This window comes from Solimonas terrae (assembly GCF_011067135.1).
Lineage (GTDB): Bacteria > Pseudomonadota > Gammaproteobacteria > Nevskiales > Nevskiaceae > Solimonas > Solimonas terrae.
The window spans coordinates 80,957-101,038 of record NZ_JAAMOW010000012.1 but is presented as its reverse complement, the minus strand read 5'-3'; the positions used below and the strand labels follow the sequence as shown (position 1 = coordinate 101,038).

19 protein-coding genes and 1 pseudogene are annotated in these 20,082 nt (G+C 61.1%); 9 read left to right on the top strand and 11 right to left on the bottom strand.

What is annotated here, in order from left to right; all coding sequences use genetic code 11:
• From G7Y85_RS19745 to G7Y85_RS19735, 3 genes and pseudogenes are all read right to left on the bottom strand, one after another.
• A pseudogene (locus tag G7Y85_RS19745) lies at positions 1-184 on the bottom strand (energy transducer TonB); the annotation flags it as partial.
• Between the two features lies 1 nt (position 185).
• Positions 186-1,559 carry an OmpA family protein gene (locus G7Y85_RS19740; protein WP_166261654.1) on the bottom strand — a complete coding sequence of 458 codons (1,374 nt, stop codon included), beginning with the start codon at positions 1,557-1,559 and terminating at the stop codon, positions 186-188.
• 25 nt (positions 1,560-1,584) lie between these two features.
• A complete protein-coding gene (locus G7Y85_RS19735) occupies positions 1,585-4,086 on the bottom strand; it encodes a TonB-dependent receptor (protein ID WP_166261651.1) in 2,502 nt (833 codons plus the stop codon).
• A gap of 356 nt (positions 4,087-4,442) precedes the next feature.
• Here G7Y85_RS19735 and G7Y85_RS19730 point away from each other — a divergent pair, with 356 nt between their 5' ends.
• The 5 genes from G7Y85_RS19730 to G7Y85_RS19710 all read left to right on the top strand — a co-directional run bounded on the left by G7Y85_RS19730 (position 4,443) and on the right by G7Y85_RS19710 (position 8,490).
• Complete coding sequence (locus G7Y85_RS19730; protein ID WP_206675631.1) at positions 4,443-4,895, top strand: nuclear transport factor 2 family protein; 453 nt, start codon at positions 4,443-4,445, stop codon at positions 4,893-4,895.
• Positions 4,892-5,605, top strand: coding sequence for a VOC family protein (locus tag G7Y85_RS19725; RefSeq protein WP_166261648.1), 714 nt, complete (start codon positions 4,892-4,894; stop codon positions 5,603-5,605). Before G7Y85_RS19730 ends, G7Y85_RS19725 begins: the two co-directional genes overlap by 4 nt.
• Before the next feature lie 143 nt (positions 5,606-5,748).
• Positions 5,749-6,978, top strand: a complete 1,230-nt coding sequence (locus G7Y85_RS19720; protein WP_166261645.1) for an amidohydrolase family protein — start codon at positions 5,749-5,751, stop codon at positions 6,976-6,978.
• A gap of 39 nt (positions 6,979-7,017) precedes the next feature.
• On the top strand, positions 7,018-7,602 hold the full coding sequence (locus tag G7Y85_RS19715) for a cupin domain-containing protein (RefSeq protein WP_166261642.1): 585 nt from the start codon (positions 7,018-7,020) through the stop codon (positions 7,600-7,602).
• Positions 7,603-7,632: 30 nt separating this feature from the next.
• Complete coding sequence (locus G7Y85_RS19710) at positions 7,633-8,490, top strand: CmcJ/NvfI family oxidoreductase (protein WP_166261639.1); 858 nt, start codon at positions 7,633-7,635, stop codon at positions 8,488-8,490.
• A 46-nt stretch (positions 8,491-8,536) separates the two neighbouring features.
• Here the strand turns inward: G7Y85_RS19710 and G7Y85_RS19705 are convergent, their stop codons facing one another.
• The gene (locus G7Y85_RS19705) at positions 8,537-9,304 is read right to left on the bottom strand and encodes an IclR family transcriptional regulator (RefSeq protein WP_166261636.1); all 768 of its coding nucleotides are present in this window, start codon (positions 9,302-9,304) and stop codon (positions 8,537-8,539) included.
• Between the two features lie 116 nt (positions 9,305-9,420).
• Entirely contained in the window at positions 9,421-10,020 is a 600-nt protein-coding gene (locus tag G7Y85_RS19700; RefSeq protein ID WP_166261633.1) for an NADPH-dependent FMN reductase, read from the bottom strand.
• Positions 10,021-10,115: 95 nt separating this feature from the next.
• Between G7Y85_RS19700 and G7Y85_RS19695 the strand changes: the two genes are divergently transcribed.
• Positions 10,116-10,727 carry an NUDIX domain-containing protein gene (locus G7Y85_RS19695; protein ID WP_166261668.1) on the top strand — a complete coding sequence of 204 codons (612 nt, stop codon included), beginning with the start codon at positions 10,116-10,118 and terminating at the stop codon, positions 10,725-10,727.
• On the opposite strand, the gene G7Y85_RS19690 is transcribed toward G7Y85_RS19695, so the two are convergent.
• Genes G7Y85_RS19690 through G7Y85_RS19670 form a run of 5 tightly spaced genes read right to left on the bottom strand, consistent with a single transcriptional unit; the run spans position 10,724 to position 15,275 of the window.
• Positions 10,724-11,443 (bottom strand): hypothetical protein, encoded by a 720-nt coding sequence (locus tag G7Y85_RS19690; RefSeq protein ID WP_166261630.1) that lies wholly within the window; start codon positions 11,441-11,443, stop codon positions 10,724-10,726. The two genes, G7Y85_RS19695 and G7Y85_RS19690, sit on opposite strands and share 4 nt — an antisense overlap.
• 27 nt (positions 11,444-11,470) lie before the next feature.
• Positions 11,471-12,763 (bottom strand): TetR/AcrR family transcriptional regulator, encoded by a 1,293-nt coding sequence (locus G7Y85_RS19685; RefSeq protein WP_166261627.1) that lies wholly within the window; start codon positions 12,761-12,763, stop codon positions 11,471-11,473.
• Positions 12,760-13,233 carry a VOC family protein gene (locus G7Y85_RS19680; protein WP_166261624.1) on the bottom strand — a complete coding sequence of 158 codons (474 nt, stop codon included), beginning with the start codon at positions 13,231-13,233 and terminating at the stop codon, positions 12,760-12,762. Before G7Y85_RS19680 ends, G7Y85_RS19685 begins: the two co-directional genes overlap by 4 nt.
• Before the next feature lie 16 nt (positions 13,234-13,249).
• On the bottom strand, positions 13,250-14,035 hold the full coding sequence (locus tag G7Y85_RS19675) for an SDR family NAD(P)-dependent oxidoreductase (RefSeq protein WP_166261621.1): 786 nt from the start codon (positions 14,033-14,035) through the stop codon (positions 13,250-13,252).
• Between the two features lie 4 nt (positions 14,036-14,039).
• A complete protein-coding gene (locus G7Y85_RS19670; RefSeq protein ID WP_166261618.1) occupies positions 14,040-15,275 on the bottom strand; it encodes an amidohydrolase family protein in 1,236 nt (411 codons plus the stop codon).
• A gap of 96 nt (positions 15,276-15,371) precedes the next feature.
• Here G7Y85_RS19670 and G7Y85_RS19665 point away from each other — a divergent pair, with 96 nt between their 5' ends.
• Together G7Y85_RS19665 and G7Y85_RS19660 are read left to right on the top strand one after the other, a co-directional pair.
• Positions 15,372-16,361, top strand: coding sequence for a zinc-binding dehydrogenase (locus G7Y85_RS19665; RefSeq protein ID WP_166261615.1), 990 nt, complete (start codon positions 15,372-15,374; stop codon positions 16,359-16,361).
• Positions 16,358-17,422, top strand: coding sequence for a saccharopine dehydrogenase family protein (locus tag G7Y85_RS19660; RefSeq protein WP_166261612.1), 1,065 nt, complete (start codon positions 16,358-16,360; stop codon positions 17,420-17,422). Before G7Y85_RS19665 ends, G7Y85_RS19660 begins: the two co-directional genes overlap by 4 nt.
• A 33-nt stretch (positions 17,423-17,455) precedes the next feature.
• Here the strand turns inward: G7Y85_RS19660 and G7Y85_RS19655 are convergent, their stop codons facing one another.
• Positions 17,456-18,664, bottom strand: a complete 1,209-nt coding sequence (locus G7Y85_RS19655) for a TetR/AcrR family transcriptional regulator (RefSeq protein WP_366515008.1) — start codon at positions 18,662-18,664, stop codon at positions 17,456-17,458.
• A gap of 253 nt (positions 18,665-18,917) precedes the next feature.
• Here G7Y85_RS19655 and G7Y85_RS19650 point away from each other — a divergent pair, with 253 nt between their 5' ends.
• Positions 18,918-20,081, top strand: a complete 1,164-nt coding sequence (locus G7Y85_RS19650) for an acyl-CoA dehydrogenase family protein (protein WP_166261606.1) — start codon at positions 18,918-18,920, stop codon at positions 20,079-20,081.
• Position 20,082: the final 1 nt, after the last annotated feature.

Sequence of the window (20,082 nt, the reverse complement as noted above, 5' to 3'; positions counted from 1 at the left end):
GCGGCTCGTCCGGTGGCTTGATCTCTTCGATCAGCTTGGTCTCGATCGGCGCCGGCAGGATCTCGATCATCTTGTGCGCCAGACCCGCTGCCAGTGCCCAGATCAGCAGCGCGTGGAACGCGACCACGGCGCCGATGCCCATCATGCGCCGGCGCGGATCCTCCTGATGCTGACCGAGCTGCATGTTATTGATCCGGCTGCGGCTCGCTGACGTCGCTACCGGAAACACCAGCCGGTTCGAGCGCCGAACTCGGGCCGCTGCTGTCCGGAACCGAACCCGCATCGCCCGCATCACTCGATGAAGGCGACGCCGCGGAGCCAGCCGGTGCCCCATCGACGCTCTGCCCGACATCGGCGGACGATTCGGTCGCCGCCGCCGCATCCGCCGAACCCACTCCGACGATCTTGAGCTCGACGCGGCGATTGAGCTCGCGACCGTCTTCCGTGTCGTTGTCAGCCACCGGCTGAGTCTCACCAAATCCCTTTGCCGACATGCGGTCTGCAGCAACACCGTGATCCGCCAGGTATTGCATGACCGACTGCGCGCGACGCTCCGACAGCGCCTGGTTGTACGCATCGCTGCCACGCGAATCCGTATGCCCATCGACTTCAACGGCGATGCCGGGTGCGGCGGTCAGGGCATCCGCGACACCGTCGAGTATGGTCTGCGCGTTGACCGTGAGCTTGGCCTGGTCGTACTCGAAATTGACGCCGCGCAGGACAATGCTGTCGCCGACGGCGCAGCCGGACAGATCAACCTTCTGCCCCGCCTCGGGCGGCTTGCACGGCGGCGGCAACGGACAGCCGACATCGTTGACCTGCGTACCGGCTGGCGTATTCGGGCACTGGTCCTTGTCGTCTGTCACACCATCCCCATCGCTGTCGACCGGCGCCGCTACAGGCACCACCGCAACCGGCTCAGCCTTTGGCGCCACTGGTATCGGCATCAAGCCGACCGGCAATTGCAGACCGACATTGAGCAGGACATCGCCGAAGTGGCGAGGAATGTCGTAATCACCACTTCCGTTCGGACCAACACTTTTCCCACGAAGGCCGTAGCGGTAGCGCGCATCCATGCGTATGCCGAAGGCATAACGACCGACCCGCATCGGCACCAGATAGCCAGCGCCAGTCTCTACGGTCGTCAGCGAATATTCTCTGCCGATCGTCGGGTAGCGATTAACATCGAGGCCACCCGCGCCAACCAGTGCAAATAAACCAGGAAGGCTGTCAAACGGGAACACGAGCCCGTTCAGCGTCGCACCCCAGACACTAGTATCACTGCCGCCAGCGCCGCTCTTTTTTGCCTTCTCGCTGTCGACGACAAGACTGCCTTCGAATGCCCACCACCCGTTCCGGTAACCGACGGCGAAGGTGCCCCCATAGCCACCATCAAAGGCATCTCCACCCTTTTCGTTGAATATGTAGGAAGCCATTGGTGCCACATACGCGCCGTCGTAAAGTGGCGACGTCGCTACCGCCGATTCGTCCTGAGCATCGGCCTTTGCTGCGCAGCACAGCACCACAGCCGTCAGTAGAATTTTTCCTGCTGTCCGCATGATCGATCTCCGTGTGATCTTGAGCTCAGAAATTCCAGTCAAGCATCAGACCGTATGTGCGTGGCGGCGCCAACGCATTCATCACGCCGAAGTCGTTTTGGAAACGCTGCATGTGATACCGACGATCAAGGACGTTACGTCCGAAGACCGTAGCCCTCATATCCCACGGCAGGTGAAAGTAGCTGAGCCGCGCATTCAAAACGCTGTACGCATGCTCGTGAATCAGATTCGGAGAGTCCGCATAAAATCCGCCGTTGTAGTATTCGTCGAGCGCGACTTCGAAATTTCCGGTTGGAACCTCGATGGTCTGCACGACACCCAGGCTGCCCGACAGCTTCGGCGCGTAGACCATGTGATTTCCGCTGAAGTCGAACACCCCGGAGAGGAACAGGCCCTCCTTGTTGTAGCCGCTGGCGTGCTTGAAGTCGGTGTACTTTGCATCGACATAGGCACCGTTTGCTGTCAGCGCCAGACCGGGATTCCAGTGCGGGAACGGCAAGAAGGTTCCATCAAACTCCGCCCCGCGCGTGCGAGCCGCGCCAGCGGTCTGGAAGCGCAAGGTGCCACCGGCAAGTAACGAGATGTAGGCGGTCTGCAGGTTCTTGATGTCGTTCCAGAACAATGCGCCATTGAGGCGCAGGCGCCCACCCAGAAAATCCGTCTTGGTTCCGAGCTCGTAGGTCGTGATCTTCTCGGGAACGATGTAGTTCGGTGCGCGGTAGATGTTGACGATGTTGTACGTTCCGCTCTTGAATCCTGTTGCGTACGAAAGATAGATCAGCGAGTTGTCCGCCGGGTGGAAGCCCAGAACGGCCTTCGGCGAAAAATTGCTCGCGGTCGCGCTATCCAGCGGGAAGGACAGCAGTCTGGTTGAACCGGAGTTGTTGAGGTTCGTCAGGTCCGTGTGGGACTCGATGAGGTAGCGCTTTTCGTGCTGATCGCGACCGCCGAGCGTGAGATCGAGCCAGTCGGTAAACGAATACGTTGCTTGCGCGTAGCCCGAATAGCTCTTGGTTCCCAGGGTGCCGAAGAACGACAGATTCACGCCCTCTGGCCCGAACGGCGTGTTCTCAAGACCGAGCGCGCTCAAAAGGTCGTTGATGCCGGAGGTGTCGATCCCCGTGAATGCGTTGATCACGTCCGGAGCAACATGGATATGCGCCGGATGCAGGCCGATCTTCGACTCCAGATAGTACAGGCCGACCGTCCACTTCAGTTTGTCCGAGAGCCAGCTATCGGCGTTCGACACCAGTTGCAGTTCACCGGTCTTTTGATCGGTAAACTCGTGACTCCCATCAAAGCCTACGTACGGGCGCGACGAGCCGTCGAAGTCGTAGCTCGTATACGGCGTCCGCGCCTGGATATCGCTGCCGAGGAACTTGATGTCGAACCACGGGGTGTTATACGCCGCTGTTCCGTAGTAGAAGTTCTGATTGGACTGTCCCTGGACCTTGAAGTCGCTTTCTGCCACGTAATCGTCTGGTTGCGGGCTGATCAGGAGCAGACGTCCGAGCGGGCTCGGATTGGTGTTCTCGGCAATCTCCGCGGAGGCGCCCGTATAGTCCGAGTGAAATGCGGTCAGATTGACCGACAGATCATCGAATGGTTGGAGGTGCACCTTCAGTCGCGCAGCGCGATTGGTCTCTGGCTGCTCTTCGTAGTTGATGTTCGTATAGAAGCTGTCGATCTTCGAATACGAGCCGGACAGACTGAATGAGAGCCAATCCGCAACCGGGATCGTGACATTCGCCTTCAGCTGATGATCGTTGTAGTTACCGACTTCACTCGAAACCTCGCCGGTAAACTGGTTACCGGGGTCGGCTGTAATAATGTTAATTGCGCCGCCGGTAGCGTTTCGCCCAAACAGCGTGCCCTGAGGTCCCTTGAGAACTTCCACACGTTCGACCGTGCTGATGCCCTGCACGACGGACTGGCCGACTGGCAAATAGATGCCATCAATATACGTCGCGATACTCCGATCGGCAGATGGGATGGGATTGTCGGTGCCGATCCCTCGCATGAAGATCAGCTGGAAGCCCGCGGCATTGATGAACTGCAGGCTAGGAACGCTCTGTGCGAGCTGGGAGGTGTCCTGCACGCCACGCGCGTCCAACGCTTCCGCACTGAAGGCTTGTATCGAGATGGGAACATCCTGAATGTTCTCCTCTCTCTTCTGTGCTGTTACGACGATTTCTTCAATGACACGATTGTGGACCGCCGAGTCGCCGGTCGGAACTGATTTGTCCTCCGTCGTGTTGACCGGAATCGTCGGCAGATCTGCCGACGACTGGGCATCTTGCGAAGAACCTGCGGCGGCGTCCGGCGATGTGGCGTCCTTGGGGTCGGCACCGCTGGTCGGATCAGATACAGGCGCTGATGCGCCCCCATTCAAACCATCGGCGCCGTTGGAATCCGCCGGGGTTGTCGCCTCCGCCGCCGCATCATCCTGCGCGTGTGCGACGCCCACGACCCCCACGATCGACAGAAAAGCGCTCGCAATCGCCTTCTTCATTGCCGCCTTCTGCATGTCCACTCTCTCCTCTTTAGTCTTTATCGCGAGCGCCCCTACAGTGGCCTGAAAGGCCTGGGCGCCGCAGAGCTGCCGATCGCTTGCACGGTGACGAGGTTGCCGCCTCGCGCCAGGAGATTCACTGCTGCATCGCGCCCCCAGCGAGCGGCCGAGACACTTCACAAAGGCAATGCTCGATCGACCAGTCGAATGAGACCAGATAAGCTGAGTCATTGTCAATATGCAATATTAATTTCATACTAACAACGACAAATGCCGGAGCCAGGACTTCAATCTCGAACGGCTGATAGCTTTCATGCCTTCGCCGGGCCCCTGCAGTGAGCACCCTCGCAGACACTTACTTTGGAGAACCGATGTCGACCGTGCCATCCGCAGCCGATCTGCAAGACATAGAAGCCATTCGCCGGGTGAAGGCCCGTTATGTGCGGTATGGCGACACGAAGAACTGGGAGGGCTTTCGAGACCTTCTGACTGATGACTTCGAGGCCTACATTGAAGGCATGCCGCGAAGCAGCCCAGACGCGCCGACCAGTGGCGGGATTCAGGGGCTTGAGATGTTCCTGCAGGCCTTCTCGGTCATGTTGGCCGATAGCCTCACCGTTCACCACCTCTATTCCAGTGAAATTGTCATCACGGGCCCAGAGACGGCGACAGGCATCTGGGCCATGCACGATGTGGTCAAGCTACCCGCCTGCGTGTTTCGCGGCTGGGGTCATTACCATGAGGAATACGAAAAGCGCGAAGGGCGCTGGAAGATTCGGAAGAGCCGTGTGACTCGCCTTCAGATCGAGGAGGAATGGCGGTGAGTCTTGCACCCCCATTGCAATTGTCGAAGCCCGCATTCGACATCGCGCTCTTCACAAACCGGATCGCGCCCATGCTGGCCTTTTGGCGTGATGTCGCCGGCGCACGCCTGGAAGAGACGCAGCAGATTCGCGAGGGATACACCCAGTATCGTCACAGGCTCGAGCACACTTTCGTCAAGCTGGGACACATGGAGGCGCAGCTTCCCGAAAATCCCGCCGGCGGCCTGCGTGAACTGGTGATCTCCAAGCCGGGCTGCGGTCAGATCGCCTTCCACACGGACCCCGATGGGAACCGCCTCTTGATCGTGCCGCCAGGCACCTACGGCGTCGATAGCATTGGGCTCTGGCTCCACGTCACCAACGCTTTGGCAAGCGAGCGATTCTTCCGCGACCTCATCGGCCTGCCCGTTGAGCACGTCGACGGCGTAGCATCGATTCGAATCGGCGCCAATCGCCTGTTGCTGCGCGAAGATCGGGCTATATCGCGTGACGCCCCGCTGCAGGGCCCAGGACTGCGCTTCGTGACGCTTCCCGTCTTTGATGTGCGCAACTTGTACACCACGCTGCTCTCACGCGGAGTACGCGAAGGAATACCGCCCAAACGCTTGGGGGACACGGCGCGATATGCATTCGTTCGTGACATGGATGGCAATTGGCTGGAGTTGTCACAGCGAGCCTCGTTGACGGGCCCGATCGGCGACGACGATTGACGTCGCCGCCCCACGCCGAAACATCAATCGACACGTGTGGAAGCTGTTGACAAAGGCAGGGCTTCGGCTCATCCTCGTATTGCTTTAAAGAAATGATAATTCTATAAAGCGAATCATGATGCAGGCACATCGAGGAGCACGAGATGGCACAGTCACAAACGACCGCTTCCGCGAAATGGAAGCTCCCTGACGCAATCGCCGAATTCGCTGGGCAAATCAATGACACCGACGGGCATGAGGCCATGCCGATCAAGCGGTGGGCGGACACTTTCGGCGATGAGATCAAGCCGCTCGCGGATGCGCTGCTGCAGGCAGGCAAGGATGGCGTAGCGATCATCCAGAACCCCGACCTCGAAGGCGACTCCGCCGAAATCAACGACGAGACCGTCTGGAAGTGGAAGATGGAGAAGGCACCGGGCTCCTATGACATCAAGCGTCGCATCGAGGTCATGGACTACACGGGTGTGTACCGGCAGATCATGTACCCCGGGATCGCCGCAATCTACGCCCACGCGCTATACAACAAGGCCGACGACAGCAAGGTCTTCAGAAATATCACTGGCGATCGCAAGGCCTATGCCCATCGCCTGATGGACCTCTACAACGACTGGTGCGCACGCGTTTCGCGTGAACAGGATCGCGTACGTCCGACGGCGTTGCTGATTGCCGAGACGCCGGAGCTGATGTACGAAAAGGCCAAGAAGCTCGTTGATAAGGGCGTCCGGCTGTTCATGCTGGCGACAGATGAGCCGCCGGGTGGCGTCTCGCCAGCCAGCCCACGCCTCGGTCCGCTTTGGGATCTGCTGTCGAAGGCGAAATGTCCAGTGTTAGGACACATCTCCATCAGCGAGAAGCTGTTCGCCACCATGGAATGGCGCAATGCTCCTGCCTTCCAGGGCTGGATGCTTGGCGCCGAGTTCTCGCTCGACCCGTGGACATTGTCCAACATCCATCTGCAGATTCAGAACTATGTCATGACGATGGTTCTGGGCGGCGTATTCGATCGCCATCCCGACCTCGTCTTCGGGTGCGCGGAGTTCACCGGTCACTGGGTCGGCCCGCTCGCCGAAAACATGGATCGGTTCTATGGCAGCACGCCGTTTCCATCCGGCCAGCAGCACACGAAACTGAAACTGCGGCCGTCTGACTATATCCGCAGAAATCTTCGTGTGGCCTGTTTCGACTTCGAACCGGTGGGCAAGTACATCGATCGCTATGGCTTCGAAGAAGTGTTCTGCTACGCCAGCGACTACCCTCATCACGAGGGCGGCAAAGACCCCATGGGCAGCTTCGTGCGCAACCTCGACGGCAAAAGCCACGAAACCCTGAAGAAGGTCTTTATCGAGAACGGCCGGTCCCTGCTCCCGGACTGAGCCAACCTTCGGCCCCACCACATTCTCTTGAGATCTCCTATGTTCCTCTCCGAAAAAGAACGCCTGGCCCACATCACGCCGCTGCCGATCGACAAAAGTGGCTACTTCATCGACGGCGCACACGTCGCGCGGTTCGACAAGATTCCCTGGTCGCCCTTCAATCTGATCGGCAGCGCGGAAGGTCCGGTCTTCAAACTGATGACTGTCAACTGGGAACGCGACATGTTCGTGATGATCCTCGACGTGCCCGGCGGCATGAAGGTCGAGCCGCACTACCACCTTGGAGAGGCTTATGGCTTCATCCTGTCCGGCAGCTTTGACTATGAGTACGGCAAGATTGTCGCCAACAACTACATTGGCGAAGGCGCATCGATCGCGCACAGCGCCGTCATCGGGCCAGACAGCGTTCTCCAGTACTCCATCCTGTTCGGCGGACTGTGTGGCGTGAAGCCCGACGGAAGTCCAGATCTGTCCGTCATCGTCGGGTGCAGGGCAGTCTACGAGATGGCGCTGCGCAACAACGCAGCCGGGCATATCGCCCCACCGCCAGAGGGCTGGAAAAGCCAATGGGAGACGCCGGAGGCAATTGCCGCCGTTCAGATGCGCTCCCTGGCACCGGCCTGAACCGTCCAAAGACCTGCAGAGCAAGAAGCCATGCCCACCTCAACCGCCGTGAGAGCCGCGGATACCGAACACGTTCTTCCTTCGGTCAACGTTGCTCTCAACTTCAGTCAGAACATCCCGCGAGCGCGCTCAAGCGTTCTGGATCCGTCGCAAACCTACATGCCGCTGGAATCGCACGAGATCACGATCCGTGATGCGCGCCCGATTCGCGACCAGTTTGACCTGGATGTTCAGGGCTTTGCCCTGTTCGACCACAAGAGCTCGGTCACCCATCTGCGCGAGCCGAAGAAGCTTGACGCGACCTATCACGAGGAGGTCGGCTCGTTCATCAAGTCACTCTCGGGCGCTGATGTGGTGCTGCCCTACCGTATTTACCTGCAGTGTCGCCTCTCGCAGCGAGCCCCTGGCGAGAATGGCGACGCCACTACTCGGCCCGCTGGCTTTGCCCATGCGGATATCACGGAGAAGACCTTTCACGATTGGGTGCGGTGGGTTCAGGATGATGAGAACACCAAGGTGCCGAGCTTCAAGCGTGCGGCGCTGTATCAAACCTGGCGCGCCGTCTCCGAGCCTCCGCATGACTATCCACTCACGCTCGCCGACGCCCGGCACACGAAAACCGGGCAGTACGTCGTGATGGATAACATCACCAGCCTCGAGACCGATGATCACACCGTCGAAACGCGCCTCGGGCTCTATGACCCGGCGCAGCGGTGGTACTACTTCTCGAACATGCGAGAAAGTGAGTTGCTCGTGTTCAAAGGGTACGACAGCCGTTACAACGATACCCAGACGGTGCTACACACCGGCTTCGACAACACCGCGCTGCACCCGAATGCGTCGCCTCGTGAAAGTATCGAAGCACGCTTCTTCGCGTTTTGGCTGTAGTTCCGTCATGTCCGGACGGCGACATGCCGCCGTCCGGCATCATCAATCAATGAAATTGCGCGGCGAGGTCCTCGACCGAGTTGCGCAGATCGTCCTTGATCTGACGCATCGTGCGCTCCGTCGCCATGTGATGGTCGAATCCGACAAGAGCGATGCCGCGTGTGACACGATCCGCACCCTGAGGCAGTAGTGCCGCCACGACGGTGACGCCGCGGATATAGCCGCCTCGATCGACGGCCACCTTCTCAACTTTGACGCGATCAATTTCGGCGCACCAGTCCTCAAATCGAGGGGCCTTTTCCCAATTCAAGGCTTCAAACTTTTTCCTCAGAGCGTCACGGCCAAGATCGCGCATTGCGGCAACACAACGTCCCGTGGCACTGATCAAGGCCGGGAATCGACTGCCAACGTTGATATGCAGGCTTACCATGCCACTTGAGCGGGATGTCGCCACGACGACCAGGCGCTCACGACTATCGAGCTCCACCGCAACGGCCGTTACCTGATGCTCGGCGGCCAGACGGTCCAGCACCGGCTGGACGAGACGGGGGAACTCGCGCAAGGCCATTGCCTCGCGAACCAGCGTCAACAGTCCGACGCCGGTGCTGTACGTCTTGGTCACCGGATCGAATGCGATCAGGCCCTCATCGACGAGCGCTCGCAGGACGTGCAAGCATGTGCTCGGCACAAGCTCGATGCGTCGAGCAATTTCGGTCACGCCAAGACCAGCGCGCTCACCGGCCAGCAGCCTAAGAGCGGCCGCGGCACGCGAAACCGCTGGCGCTCGGTTGCCGTTGGCATTCTCTTTATCCACGGCCGACTCCGCGGCGGTCGCCCCGGCTCTCCCTGCCCCTTTTTTCAATTTCGCCTCGCCAAATCAATCGCCTGATGGCGACGAGGGCGACTGTAAGGCATGTCGAGAGGCGGTGCCTAGGCTGCATTCGCCGATCTGCATGACGCGTGATTCGCCCGCATCCGGGCGAAGTCCACGACCTGTGTCGCCATCAATTCCAGCTGCTTTGAAATCCCGGCATCCAGGCAAACCCCGTCGACGTCAAAGATCTTCGCGCTCGTGTTAATCGCAACACCGATTGGTGTCGGCCAGCCGCGAAGCGCATGGACAATCGACCGCAGAGCGGCCAAGGTGCTGCCTGTCGCCTGCCAGCCGAACGCGCAGGCGATGCAGCCGACCGCTCGTCCGTCGAAGTATGGGGCCGGGTCACTACGCAGATCTTCGACGTAATCAAGCGCGTTCTTCACGAGCCCGGAGATGGAGCCGTGATAGCCCGGCGATGCGACGATGACCCCGTCGCATTCGCGCAGCTCTGCCACCACGGCAGCGGCGGCGGGCGAGCGCTCGGAGCGTTCGGGTGCATACATCGGAAGCTCGATGTCCGGGCCCGCGAGCAGCCGCGTTCTGGCGCCCGCGCGCTCGGCTGCAGACAGGGCATAGCGCAAAGCGACTTCCGAGGAGGAGCCGGCACGTGTCGTGCCCCCGAGACCTACGATATATGGTTGCTCGATGTTCATATTCGATATGTGCAATTTACATTCAATATAGTAACAATAACTCCTTAGCCATTGCCAGCGATACCATCTGTGCGCCCCACGAGGACCTTCAGCGGATGAACGCAGAACCTGAGCGCTTCTGCAGCAAGTGCGGAGCTCCCGCAGAGATGCGTCGCCTCGAGAACGACCACGTCGATCGCTGTGTGTGCACACGCTGTGGCTTTGTGCGTTATCAGGGGCCTCAGCTGCTCGTGCTGACCGCCGTCTTCGCTGAAGGACGTATGCTGATGATGCGCCGCGGTCAGGATCCCTATGCAGGCATGCTGTCTGTGCCCGGGGGCTACGTCGAGGCCCACGAATCGCTGGAGGCGGCAGCCGTGCGCGAAATCGAGGAGGAAGTCGGTCTCGTGCTCGATCGAGCCACGCTGATTCCCTTCGGCATGCTCAGTCTGCCTTCGATGAATCAAGTCCACGTCGTCTTCATCGCGAAAATCGAAAAGCGCCTGCCGCTGCGACCGTCACCGCCGGAGGTGCTAGAAGCTGGGTGGTATGAGCGCAGCGAAGTTCCCGAACACGAGCTTTGGACGCCGGCGCACGACTTCGACATCGACCTGATCTTCGACCGCGGCAGCAGCGATCGCTTCGATTTCTATCAGCGTACCGACGAGTCGATGCGCATGATCAGCGAAGGCACACGCATCCGGCACATCTGGCCGGCCCAGGACTAGGACGTCAACGAGTCGGCGCCCGCAGCATCACTTTGTGGCTGGCGGGCAATCGCGCCACGCAGGAGCAGGAACGTCATCGCATACCACAGAAAATAGGCGGTCAACGGAATCCAGAAAACGAACACTCCATCCCACGCGAATGGCCCGGATTTGAAGAACATCCCGATCCCGCCCGGTACCGCAAGAAATGCAAACCAGAGGTTGAGATACCCGGACCAGCGCGGAAACACGCTCTGAGCTTGCCTGCTCAGCAGGATCGCGAGCCCTACGGCCAGCGCCTGGATAGTCACCAGCGGGAACGGAAAAATGAAGGTGAACCAGCCCAGATCGTTGAGAAGCTGCGTGAGCTCCGGGCTGCGCCCGGGTCGATACGCCGCACACGCGAGAATGAGACTTGGAAAGCAGACCAGCAGTGATGTTGCCGCGCCTGCTACCAACTGCGTACTGGCAAGTGCGGCGTCACAGCCGGGCATGCGCCGCATCTGCTGCGCGAGAACGGCGGCAAACGGCACGACGAGCCCGGACGCCGCCAGGCAGAGCAGCATGCCCGCCTTGATGCGGACTGCGTGGTCGCCATAGAGCTTGGCGACCGCTTCTGCGGTCAAATCCGGCGACGGCGGCGGCAGGAATCCGGCAAGGCCGGCAAAACCGACGCCAACCAGTAGCAGAAAGACCGGTGCACACCACAAGCAGATACGCTGTTGCAAGCTATTCACAGCCGCCTCCTCCCCGCATCAAGAAGATCATGCCCCTGATCGCGCGCGCGCCGAGAGGCGGCTACGACCACCCGCGGCACATCCCTTCAACAGAACCGTGAGCATTTCGACGATGCGGTCGCCACCGCACTCGCCTTCGCCGAAATTCACCGCCCAGCACGCACCCGAAATCGCACGACGTATGACCCTCGGATCAACTCCGCCTGGCAACGCCACCGCAAGTGTCGTTTCGATTTCGCGCAGGTGCGGTACAAGCGCAGCATGGAAATAGCGCCTCGCCTCTCCGAGTTCCGAGAACAGCGCACCAACGAACAGAGCGCCATACGAAGCGAAGAATGGAACTGCAAGGCGCAGGTAAGCCTCTGGGATATCGGCACGCACCGTCGTACTGCGCAGCGCCTTGGTCTGCATGGCCAGGCTTGCGAACGCAGACGACAGCGGCTTCAAGACCGCGTCGTCGTACAGTTGCTGCTTCGATCTGTAGATGCGCAGGAGAAACGCTTCCGTGATACCCGCGCGCTGCGCCAGATCGCGGCTACGAGCACCGCGCAGTCCACGCGCGAGAAATACCGCTCGCGCAGCCTCCAGAATCACCGCTGTGCGTTCGGCGCGGGGCAACTGTTTGCGCCCCACGATCGGCATATCGTCCAGGCGCATGGGGACGACGCGGGGACGCACGGTGCGGGCAGCAGGCAAGGCCGGTAACCCATCCCGGCGGACGTGCCCGAGATCACTGCCGGTAATCCACTTGAGCGAGGCCGCGACGCGCGCGACATTGACGCTCTCCTCTTCAAGCACACTCTCCAGCGCAATGCCGAAATGCATGCCGACGAGCGCACGTATCGCAAGGCCCATCTGCAAAGATCCAGGCGCCAGTCCGCTCATTGCGGCAAGTGATGCCTGCATGCTGTCGCCCAGCATGGGCAGCAAGACCGAACCGTAGAAGCGCGGCCCGTCGACCGGGTCAGCGAACTGAGCAGCCGACAGCAACGGGATCAATGCCGGCAGCTCAGCCAGAAACGCGCAATGAATATCGTGAAGAGCCCCAACGCGTCCCGGCACGACATCCCGTAGGCGCCCGCGCAGACGGCGGAGCGCTTCGTTGCGCGGCGCCAGCACGGCCAACTGAAATATTTCCTCGCGCGAGGCAAAGTGCTGGTAGACGAAATGTTCCGTGATGCCCGCTTCGCTGGCGATTTCCCGCACGGTGGTGCGTTGTGCCCCCGCGCGGCACCAGACCGCGCGCGCCGAGTCGATGATTTGCTCGCGCCGCGCCGATGCGCTGAGCCGGCGACGCGCTGGCGCAGGCCCGGTGCTCATACGGCGGTCGGCTCCCATATCTGGATCATGTTGCCCTCCGGATCGTAGAAGATGAAGGAACGTCCGAGGTTTGCGCATGACCACACGTAATCCGTCTGCAGTCGATGGCCTGCGCGGCGCACTTTGTCGAAGAAGACATCGATGTCACTGACGGCAAGTGCCAGCTCATGGATCCCCGTATGGCGATACAGCAGCTGCGCCGCTGGTGTGGATTCAACCGACGGGTGCTCCGGCGCCAGGAGTTCGATCATGGCGCCGTCGGCAGACGTCATCAGCGCCACCGTGGCGCGAGCGCTCTCATCGCCAAAGGTGTCTCGCATCAGCGAACGCGGCGCGAATACGGTCGGTCCGGCAGCGTCGCCGTCCGGGATCGACGTTCTGACTGCCAGCGTGAACCCCATAATCTCGCGCCAGAAGTCGATCTGCCGATCGAGCTGCCGTGTCACGATGCACATGTGATGAAATTGCATGACTGATCCCTTCCGCTTAGGTGAGGAGGCAGTGCCCACCGTCGAGCATCACGTTCATGCCGGTCAGATAGTCGGAATCCGCGCATGCGAGAAAGACCGCAACCGGCCCGGCGTCCTTTAGCGAATCACCGAAGCGACGCAGGGGAATCTGCTGCGTGATCGCGCGCATGCCGTCCGGATCCGCCCGCTCCAACGCCTCCATCGCATCAGTGCGAACCATCGGGATGATCAAATTGACGTTGATGCCGTATGGCCCCCATTCGCGAGCTGCGGTACGAGACAGGCCGCGCACCGCCTCCTTGTTGCTGTTGTAAGCCGCAGAACCCGGATTGCCGGCGATGCCGAACTCCGATGCGAAATTGATGATCTTGCCGCCCCGCGTCTTCATGTACGGGAAAACCGCCTTCATGCCCCAAAGCGTCGCCTGGACGCCGGTCCGGAACGTGTGCTCCCATTCGTCTTCGTCGAGCGTCTCAAGCGGCTGGATCACCGGCGCAGGCGCCGGGCTTCGCGCCGGGCCAAATCCCTGCGCGTTGTTGACGAGGATGTCGACCGCGCCATAGGCCTGTACGGCCTCTTCCACCATCCGAAACACCGCCTCGCGATCCCCGACATCGACGGCCATGCCGATCGCCTTGCCCTTGTCTGCGCAAATCTCAGCGACGACCCGTTCAACGGCCGCGCTCGACCGCGAACTCACAACGACGCGCGCGCCCTCTTTGGCATATGCCAGCGCGATGCCCCGCCCGATACCACGCCCCGCCCCGGTAACGATGGCCACCTTGTCTTGCAGACGACCCATGGCATCAATCCGGCAGCAAGGTCTTGCCGTTTTCGACAAAGAAGCGCCGGACCGTATCGGGCGAATGTCCCTCCAGGCTCACAAGGAATCGGTTCATCGGGTCCTTGCCGCCTTCGTGATGGGGGAAATCGCTTGCGTAGCAATAGACTTCTTCAAGCCCGTAGCGCTTGATGTAGTCCCCGACAGGCTCGAAGTCGAACGACATGACGCGCAGGTTTTCGCGCAGAAATTCGGAGGGCATTCGCTTGAGCGGCCGCTCCGCCTTGTTGCTGGGGAACGGCGAGTTCAGATGCCAGCGGTCAAGGTTTTCGGCCATTGGGCCAACCCAATGCCCGGTGAATTCCGCACAGCCGAAAGCAAGTTTCGGATGGCGCTGAAAGACCCCGCCCATCACCATTGTCGTCACGTAGTTCTGCACGGCGAAATGAATCGTCGACAGCGTCCATGGATCGAGGGAAAACTCCCCGCCGACCTTCCATCCTTCGAAGTCCGGAGCCTCCCGCCAGGTCATCGTGCGCAGGAAATTCTCACTGATCGCGATGTGGGCAAGGATCGGGCATCCCGCACTAGCTGCCAGCGCCCAGACCGGATCGAGATCGGGATGCGCGGGCGACATGCCGCCGGGCGGCGTGTCGGGTGAGATCATGACGGCGCGCACGCCGCTGTCAACGATGCGCCTCAGACGCTCGTGGAGTTCTGCCGGGTTGTCTCCGACAAGGATCGCCGCAGGACGGACCCGGTCCTGCTCGCGGGACTGCCGGGCGCACCAGTCGTTGTAGAGGTCGACCATGCGCGTTCCGTACCCCCTGCGGTCGCTCGTGATCGACTTGAAGACCGTCGGATCGTCTGCCTTGTTAATGAGGCCATGTGCAAACACACCCGCCGCACCCGGAAACAGGATCTGACGCCTCACGCCCGTAAGATCAAGCACGCGCAGACGACGGCGGAATTCGAACGCACCGGGCGCGTACTCCATCTTTCGCTGCCACACCGTTTGCGCATCGATCGGCTGGTCGTCAATCAGTGGTGGCGGCATCGCCGCACCGGCCGGTCGACCAGCGTGTTGATTGGCGATCGGCAGACACGCATCACGCAACGGACCAATCGCCGCACCAAACTCCTCCGTCCAGTTCTGGATCGGCGTGCACTCGTGACTGTCGATGTCGTTGATCTGACCCGCAAACGGCGCAAGCGCGGCCGGATAGGGCTGCGGCGCTGAAATCTGACTCGACGTGCTCATGGCTCACCTCTATTACTATAGTTTGTACTATACATAGTACGAGGCTAGTATTGTTCCCGTCGAAAATCAATACGACTTGTACAACGAGGAGAAAAAATGTTCGCGGTTTATGCTGAAGCGCCGAACTTCAACGACCCTCTGTCGGCCGTGGTGGTGGGCGAGCGCCCGGCACCATCACCTCGTGTTGGCTGGGTTCGAGTCAAGCTCGAGGCCGCCAGCCTGAATTGGCACGACCTGTGGACGCTGCGCGGTCTGGGCGGCATGAATGGGCGCCCCGAAGCCTTCCCCATGATTCTTGGCAGTGACGGCGCCGGTACGCTCGATGACGGAACGCCGGTGGCCCTCTATCCGCTGATGGGGGACCCGGACTGGCGCGGCGACGAGACGCTCGATCCACGACGAACCGTGCTTGCCGAAGAGGTTCAAGGCACTTTTGCAGATTTCGTGGCAGTGCCGACGCGCAACGCGGTACCGTTGCCGGCGGGCATCGCGCGTGACACCGCGGCGATCCTCGGCGCGACCTGGCTCACCGCCTACCGTATGCTGTTCACGAAAGCGCGCGTGCGTCCAGGCCAAACCGTGCTCGTGCAAGGTGCCTCAGGCGGTGTGGCAACTGCGCTCATCCAACTCGGCCACGCCGCTGGCCTACGGGTCTGGGCGACGGGTCGAGGCGCCACCAAGCGCGAACTCGCGCTTCGGCTCGGAGCACAGCGCTGCTTTGAATCGGGCGAATCCCTGCCGGCCCCGGTCGATGCGGTATTCGACTTGGTGGGAACTGCGACGTTCGCACACTCGATCAAGCACGTGAAGGCCGGTGGCGTCGTCGTCGTCGCCGGCGGTGCATCCGGCCTCGAAGCGACGCTCGACCTCGCCAGGGTGTTCATCGAGCAGATCACGATCGTGGGCAGCTTCGACGGCACCTTGCATGAATTCCTGGAACTGTTGGATTTCGTCGCGCAAGCCGGGATCAAGCCCCACGTCGGGCACGTCCTGCTTATGACTGATGCGGTCGAGGGTCTGCGCCGCATGCTGGCCGGCGAAACGATGGGCAAGATCGTTCTGACACGGCGACAGGCGGATTCGTGAAGCCGCTGCTGATCTACGGTGCGAACGGCTACACCGGGAGGTTGATCGTAGAGGAAGCCGTACGCCAAGGCCTCCAGCCCATCCTCGCCGGTCGCTCAGAGGCACGCCTGTTGCCGCTTGCGCATTTCTATGGCCTGCGCACGGTCGCCATCGATCTGCACGATACAACCCGCATGCAGGCCTTGGTGGCTGAGGCGGCAGCGGTGCTGCATGTCGCTGGCCCTTACGCGCAGACAGGCGAGGCGATGGTTGATGCGTGCCTCGCTGCTGGCACCGATTACGTTGATCTCTGTGGCGAAGTCGATGTGCTCGAAGCCTTGCAGGCACGCAACGCCGAAGCGATCGCCCGTGATGTCATGCTGCTACCGGGTGCGGGCTTCGACGTCGTGCCGAGCGACTGCCTGGCGGCACATCTGAACCTTCATCTGCCCGAGGCTATCGGTATCCGGCTATTCATCAAGGGCATAGAAGGACTGAGCCGCGGCAGCATGAAGACGCTGCTGCAGAACATTGCGCGCGGCACGATCGTACGATACGACGGCACACTCATCGAACTGAGCGCTCCGCTACGCTTGCAGTGCGATTTCGGCGATGGTCCGCGCACGGCGGTCGCCATCAGTCTGGGCGATGTGTCGACAACTTGGTGGTCCTGCCGCATCCCGAACATCGAGGTATTCTTTGAATCGTCGCCCGCCTTGGAGCAGCAGGCATCCATGTGGCGCTGGCTTCGCCGGCTGCTCGGAACCCGCATCGGTCAGGCGTTGCTGCAGCGACAGCTGGCGCGTCTGCCGCCTGGTCCTTCCGAACAAGTCCGCAGCACGCTGCGCACGACACTGGTCGCCGAAGCACGAGACGCAGCTGGCCGCACCATGCGCGCCAGTCTGCACACGCCAGAGGTGTATCGGCTGTCGGCCATGACCGCAGTCGAAATCGCTCGCCGCATCCTTGCCGGTCAACGCAAACCGGGCATGCAGACCGCTTCAAGCGCTTACGGCGCGGATTTCATCCTCGATCTACCTGGCGTCACTCGGCACGACGCCCACATGCAGCCGGCCGTCTGAGCCAATGACGACAAGGCCCCATGGAAGCAAGACTTACGCGCGTACCTGAACCTGCATCCCGGCGGTAAACAGGCGCGTCAGGATGGCGACGATATCGTCGGGATCATGGCGCGGCCAGCGCGGACCAAAGCTCAGCCCCCAGTTTGCACCGGTAATCACACGTCGCAGAATTTCGGCGCCGTCGGGATCTTCGCCGACGTCGAATCGCTCACCGAGGATCGTGCGCAACCGAACCAGTTTCGGCGCCACCGATCTGCGGTAAAACTTTTGGCCCTCTCCGAGCTCGGCAAACAAGGCAACGATACAAAGCCGGCCGTACTCCGAAAAAAAAGCTGAGGCAATACGGTTCAGGCGCTCAAGAAATGCTGCGTCCGTTTCACCGTCGACGATTTGACTAGCCCCTTCTGCAAGCTCCGTAAGCCCCAGCGTCACTGGCACCAGAACCGCGGCTTCATAGATCTCTTCCTTGGTGGCGAACAAGCGAAACATGAAAGCCTCAGTAATCGCCGCCCGTTCTGCGATGGTCTTGCTTCTTGCCCCCGCGAGACCGTGCTGAAGAAAAACTTCGCGCGCCGCCGCGAGGATGGCGTCCTCACGCTCGGCCCGCCGGAGACGTTTGCGCCCGCCAGCAGCCGCAGCAGGCGCCCTCCGCCTGACGGCGCCCTTGCGCGTCGCAGTCGAGATGTTGTCGAGATGCGCGCGGGCAAGACCCGGGCCGAAAAGAGACGACAACCGCTCCGCTGTACGATCGACATCGAGACGCGCGCGGCTCAGCACGGTTTCGAGGGCGATGCCAAAGTGCGCACCGAGCAACGCGCGCATCGCGACTTCCATGGCAACCGACCGTGGTGCAATCCCGGTCAACCTCTGCACGAGACCTACGACGCTCCGGCGAATCCTTGGAATCAGATGCCCGCTGAAGTACTGCGGACCCTTCTCAGGATCGGAGAACTGCGCGGCCGCAAGCAGCGGAATCATCGCGATCACGTTGTCGAGAAATGCCTCGTGCAATTGCCGATGGAGCATCTCGAGATCAGACGGCGTCCGCTTGACGAGTGCCCGCAGTCGCGCAGCGAGTCTCTCGACGATCTCCTCAAGCGGATCCAGAACCGACAGCTTGAACAGCTCCTCGCGTGAATCGAAGTGCTGATAGAGAAGCTGCTCGGTGACGCCGGCGGCCTTGGCCACGTCGCGCATCCTGGTTCGCCCAGCCCCCGCTTTGCTGAACACCTCCCTCGCCACTTCGATGATCTGCGCGCGTCGCGCTTCCGGCGTCAACCGCCGTCGGGGAGCGCTTGATCTTTCTCTTGTCGAATCCTGAAGCTGCGATTTAGGCACTCCGGCGTCCGTGGCGGTGGATGTTCATTGGCGAGCTTAGCAATTACCGCACGAACCGCGAGCGCAGGAAGTAGCCACAAGTGCGGCCAGAGCGCTCGGTATATTATTCCATATATGAATTTGCTATTGTTTATATGAAATGCCAAACCGAATAGCCATGCCCGATCCCGACAGCAGCGATCCCGTGCGCTTCAGAGCGCAGGTCCGCGAATTTCTGGCACAGGCGCTGACAGCCGAGCTTCAGACCGCCGGACTTGAGCAGATTGGTGTCTTTTCACCTGCGTCAATTGGCAAGGCCTGGCACCGCAAGCTGTACGAGCGCGGCTGGATCACGCCAACTTGGCCCGTCGAACACGGGGGCTGCGGCTGGACACCCCTGCAGAAGTACATCTTCGAGCAAGAGTGCGCGCTCGCGAACGCGCCAACACTCTCATCGGCAGGCCTTCTGATGTGCGGGCCGATCCTGATTCACTTCGGGACCCCCGATCAGCAAGCTCGCTTTCTGCCGAGATTGCGCTCCGGGGAGGATTACTGGTGTCAGGGATATTCGGAACCGGGCGCTGGCTCCGATCTCGCCGCGCTCTCGTGCAGGGCGAGGCGCGAACGCGACGCCTACATTGTCGACGGCAGCAAGCTGTGGACTACCCACGCGCACCACGCCGATTGGATTTTCCTGTTGGTCCGCACCAGCCAGCACGAGCGACCACAGCAGGGCATCACATTCCTGCTGGCCAACCTGCACTCCCCCGGCGTGACGATCCAGCCGATCATCAGCATGTCCGGCGAGCACGAAGTAAACCAGGTCTTCTTCGACGCCCTGCGCGTTCCGATCGAGAATCGAGTCGGCGCGGAGGGCGACGGCTGGACGATCGCAAAGCGGCTCCTAGAGTTCGAACGCAGCGGTGTCTATGGTCCCCGTGTTCGCCGGCTCCTTGCCCAGGCAAGGCGATTGGCAGAGTCGGACGGGGCGCGCTGGCATCATCCGTTGTTCCGGCAACGCTATGCGGAATTGAGCATCGAGGCCGATGCGCTCGAGGCCGGAGAGCTGCGGCTGCTGGCAGCTGCGAGCGATGCCTCGAACGTGACGAGTTCGCAACTCAAGCTCGCCGGCACGGAGACCTTGCAGCGTGTCAGCGAGTTGTGCGTACTAGCCGCAGGCACGAGTGCCGCCTACACGCACGAGTCGACAAGATGTGATGATCATCATCGCGAGGCCGGCGTTGCGATGGCGCGCTACTTAAATATGCGCGCAGCGACGATTTACGGAGGATCAAGCGAGGTGCAGCGCAACATCCTCGCGAAAACGGCGCTGCACCTCTAGC

Bases quoted from the DNA above. Each gene is read 5' to 3' on its own strand.
- G7Y85_RS19740 (WP_166261654.1), bottom strand. From the start codon at position 1,559: ATGCGGACAGCAGGAAAAATTCTACTGACGGCTGTGGTGCTGTGCTGC.
- G7Y85_RS19720 (WP_166261645.1), top strand. From the start codon at position 5,749: ATGGCACAGTCACAAACGACCGCTTCCGCGAAATGGAAGCTCCCTGAC.
- G7Y85_RS19730 (WP_206675631.1), top strand. From the start codon at position 4,443: ATGTCGACCGTGCCATCCGCAGCCGATCTGCAAGACATAGAAGCCATT.
- G7Y85_RS19650 (WP_166261606.1), top strand. From the start codon at position 18,918: ATGCCCGATCCCGACAGCAGCGATCCCGTGCGCTTCAGAGCGCAGGTC.
- G7Y85_RS19735 (WP_166261651.1), bottom strand. From the start codon at position 4,086: ATGCAGAAGGCGGCAATGAAGAAGGCGATTGCGAGCGCTTTTCTGTCG.
- G7Y85_RS19695 (WP_166261668.1), top strand. From the start codon at position 10,116: ATGAACGCAGAACCTGAGCGCTTCTGCAGCAAGTGCGGAGCTCCCGCA.
- G7Y85_RS19700 (WP_166261633.1), bottom strand. From the start codon at position 10,020: ATGAACATCGAGCAACCATATATCGTAGGTCTCGGGGGCACGACACGT.
- G7Y85_RS19670 (WP_166261618.1), bottom strand. From the start codon at position 15,275: ATGAGCACGTCGAGTCAGATTTCAGCGCCGCAGCCCTATCCGGCCGCG.
- G7Y85_RS19680 (WP_166261624.1), bottom strand. From the start codon at position 13,233: ATGCAATTTCATCACATGTGCATCGTGACACGGCAGCTCGATCGGCAG.
- G7Y85_RS19685 (WP_166261627.1), bottom strand. From the start codon at position 12,763: ATGAGCACCGGGCCTGCGCCAGCGCGTCGCCGGCTCAGCGCATCGGCG.
- G7Y85_RS19710 (WP_166261639.1), top strand. From the start codon at position 7,633: ATGCCCACCTCAACCGCCGTGAGAGCCGCGGATACCGAACACGTTCTT.
- G7Y85_RS19665 (WP_166261615.1), top strand. From the start codon at position 15,372: ATGTTCGCGGTTTATGCTGAAGCGCCGAACTTCAACGACCCTCTGTCG.
- G7Y85_RS19715 (WP_166261642.1), top strand. From the start codon at position 7,018: ATGTTCCTCTCCGAAAAAGAACGCCTGGCCCACATCACGCCGCTGCCG.
- G7Y85_RS19675 (WP_166261621.1), bottom strand. From the start codon at position 14,035: ATGGGTCGTCTGCAAGACAAGGTGGCCATCGTTACCGGGGCGGGGCGT.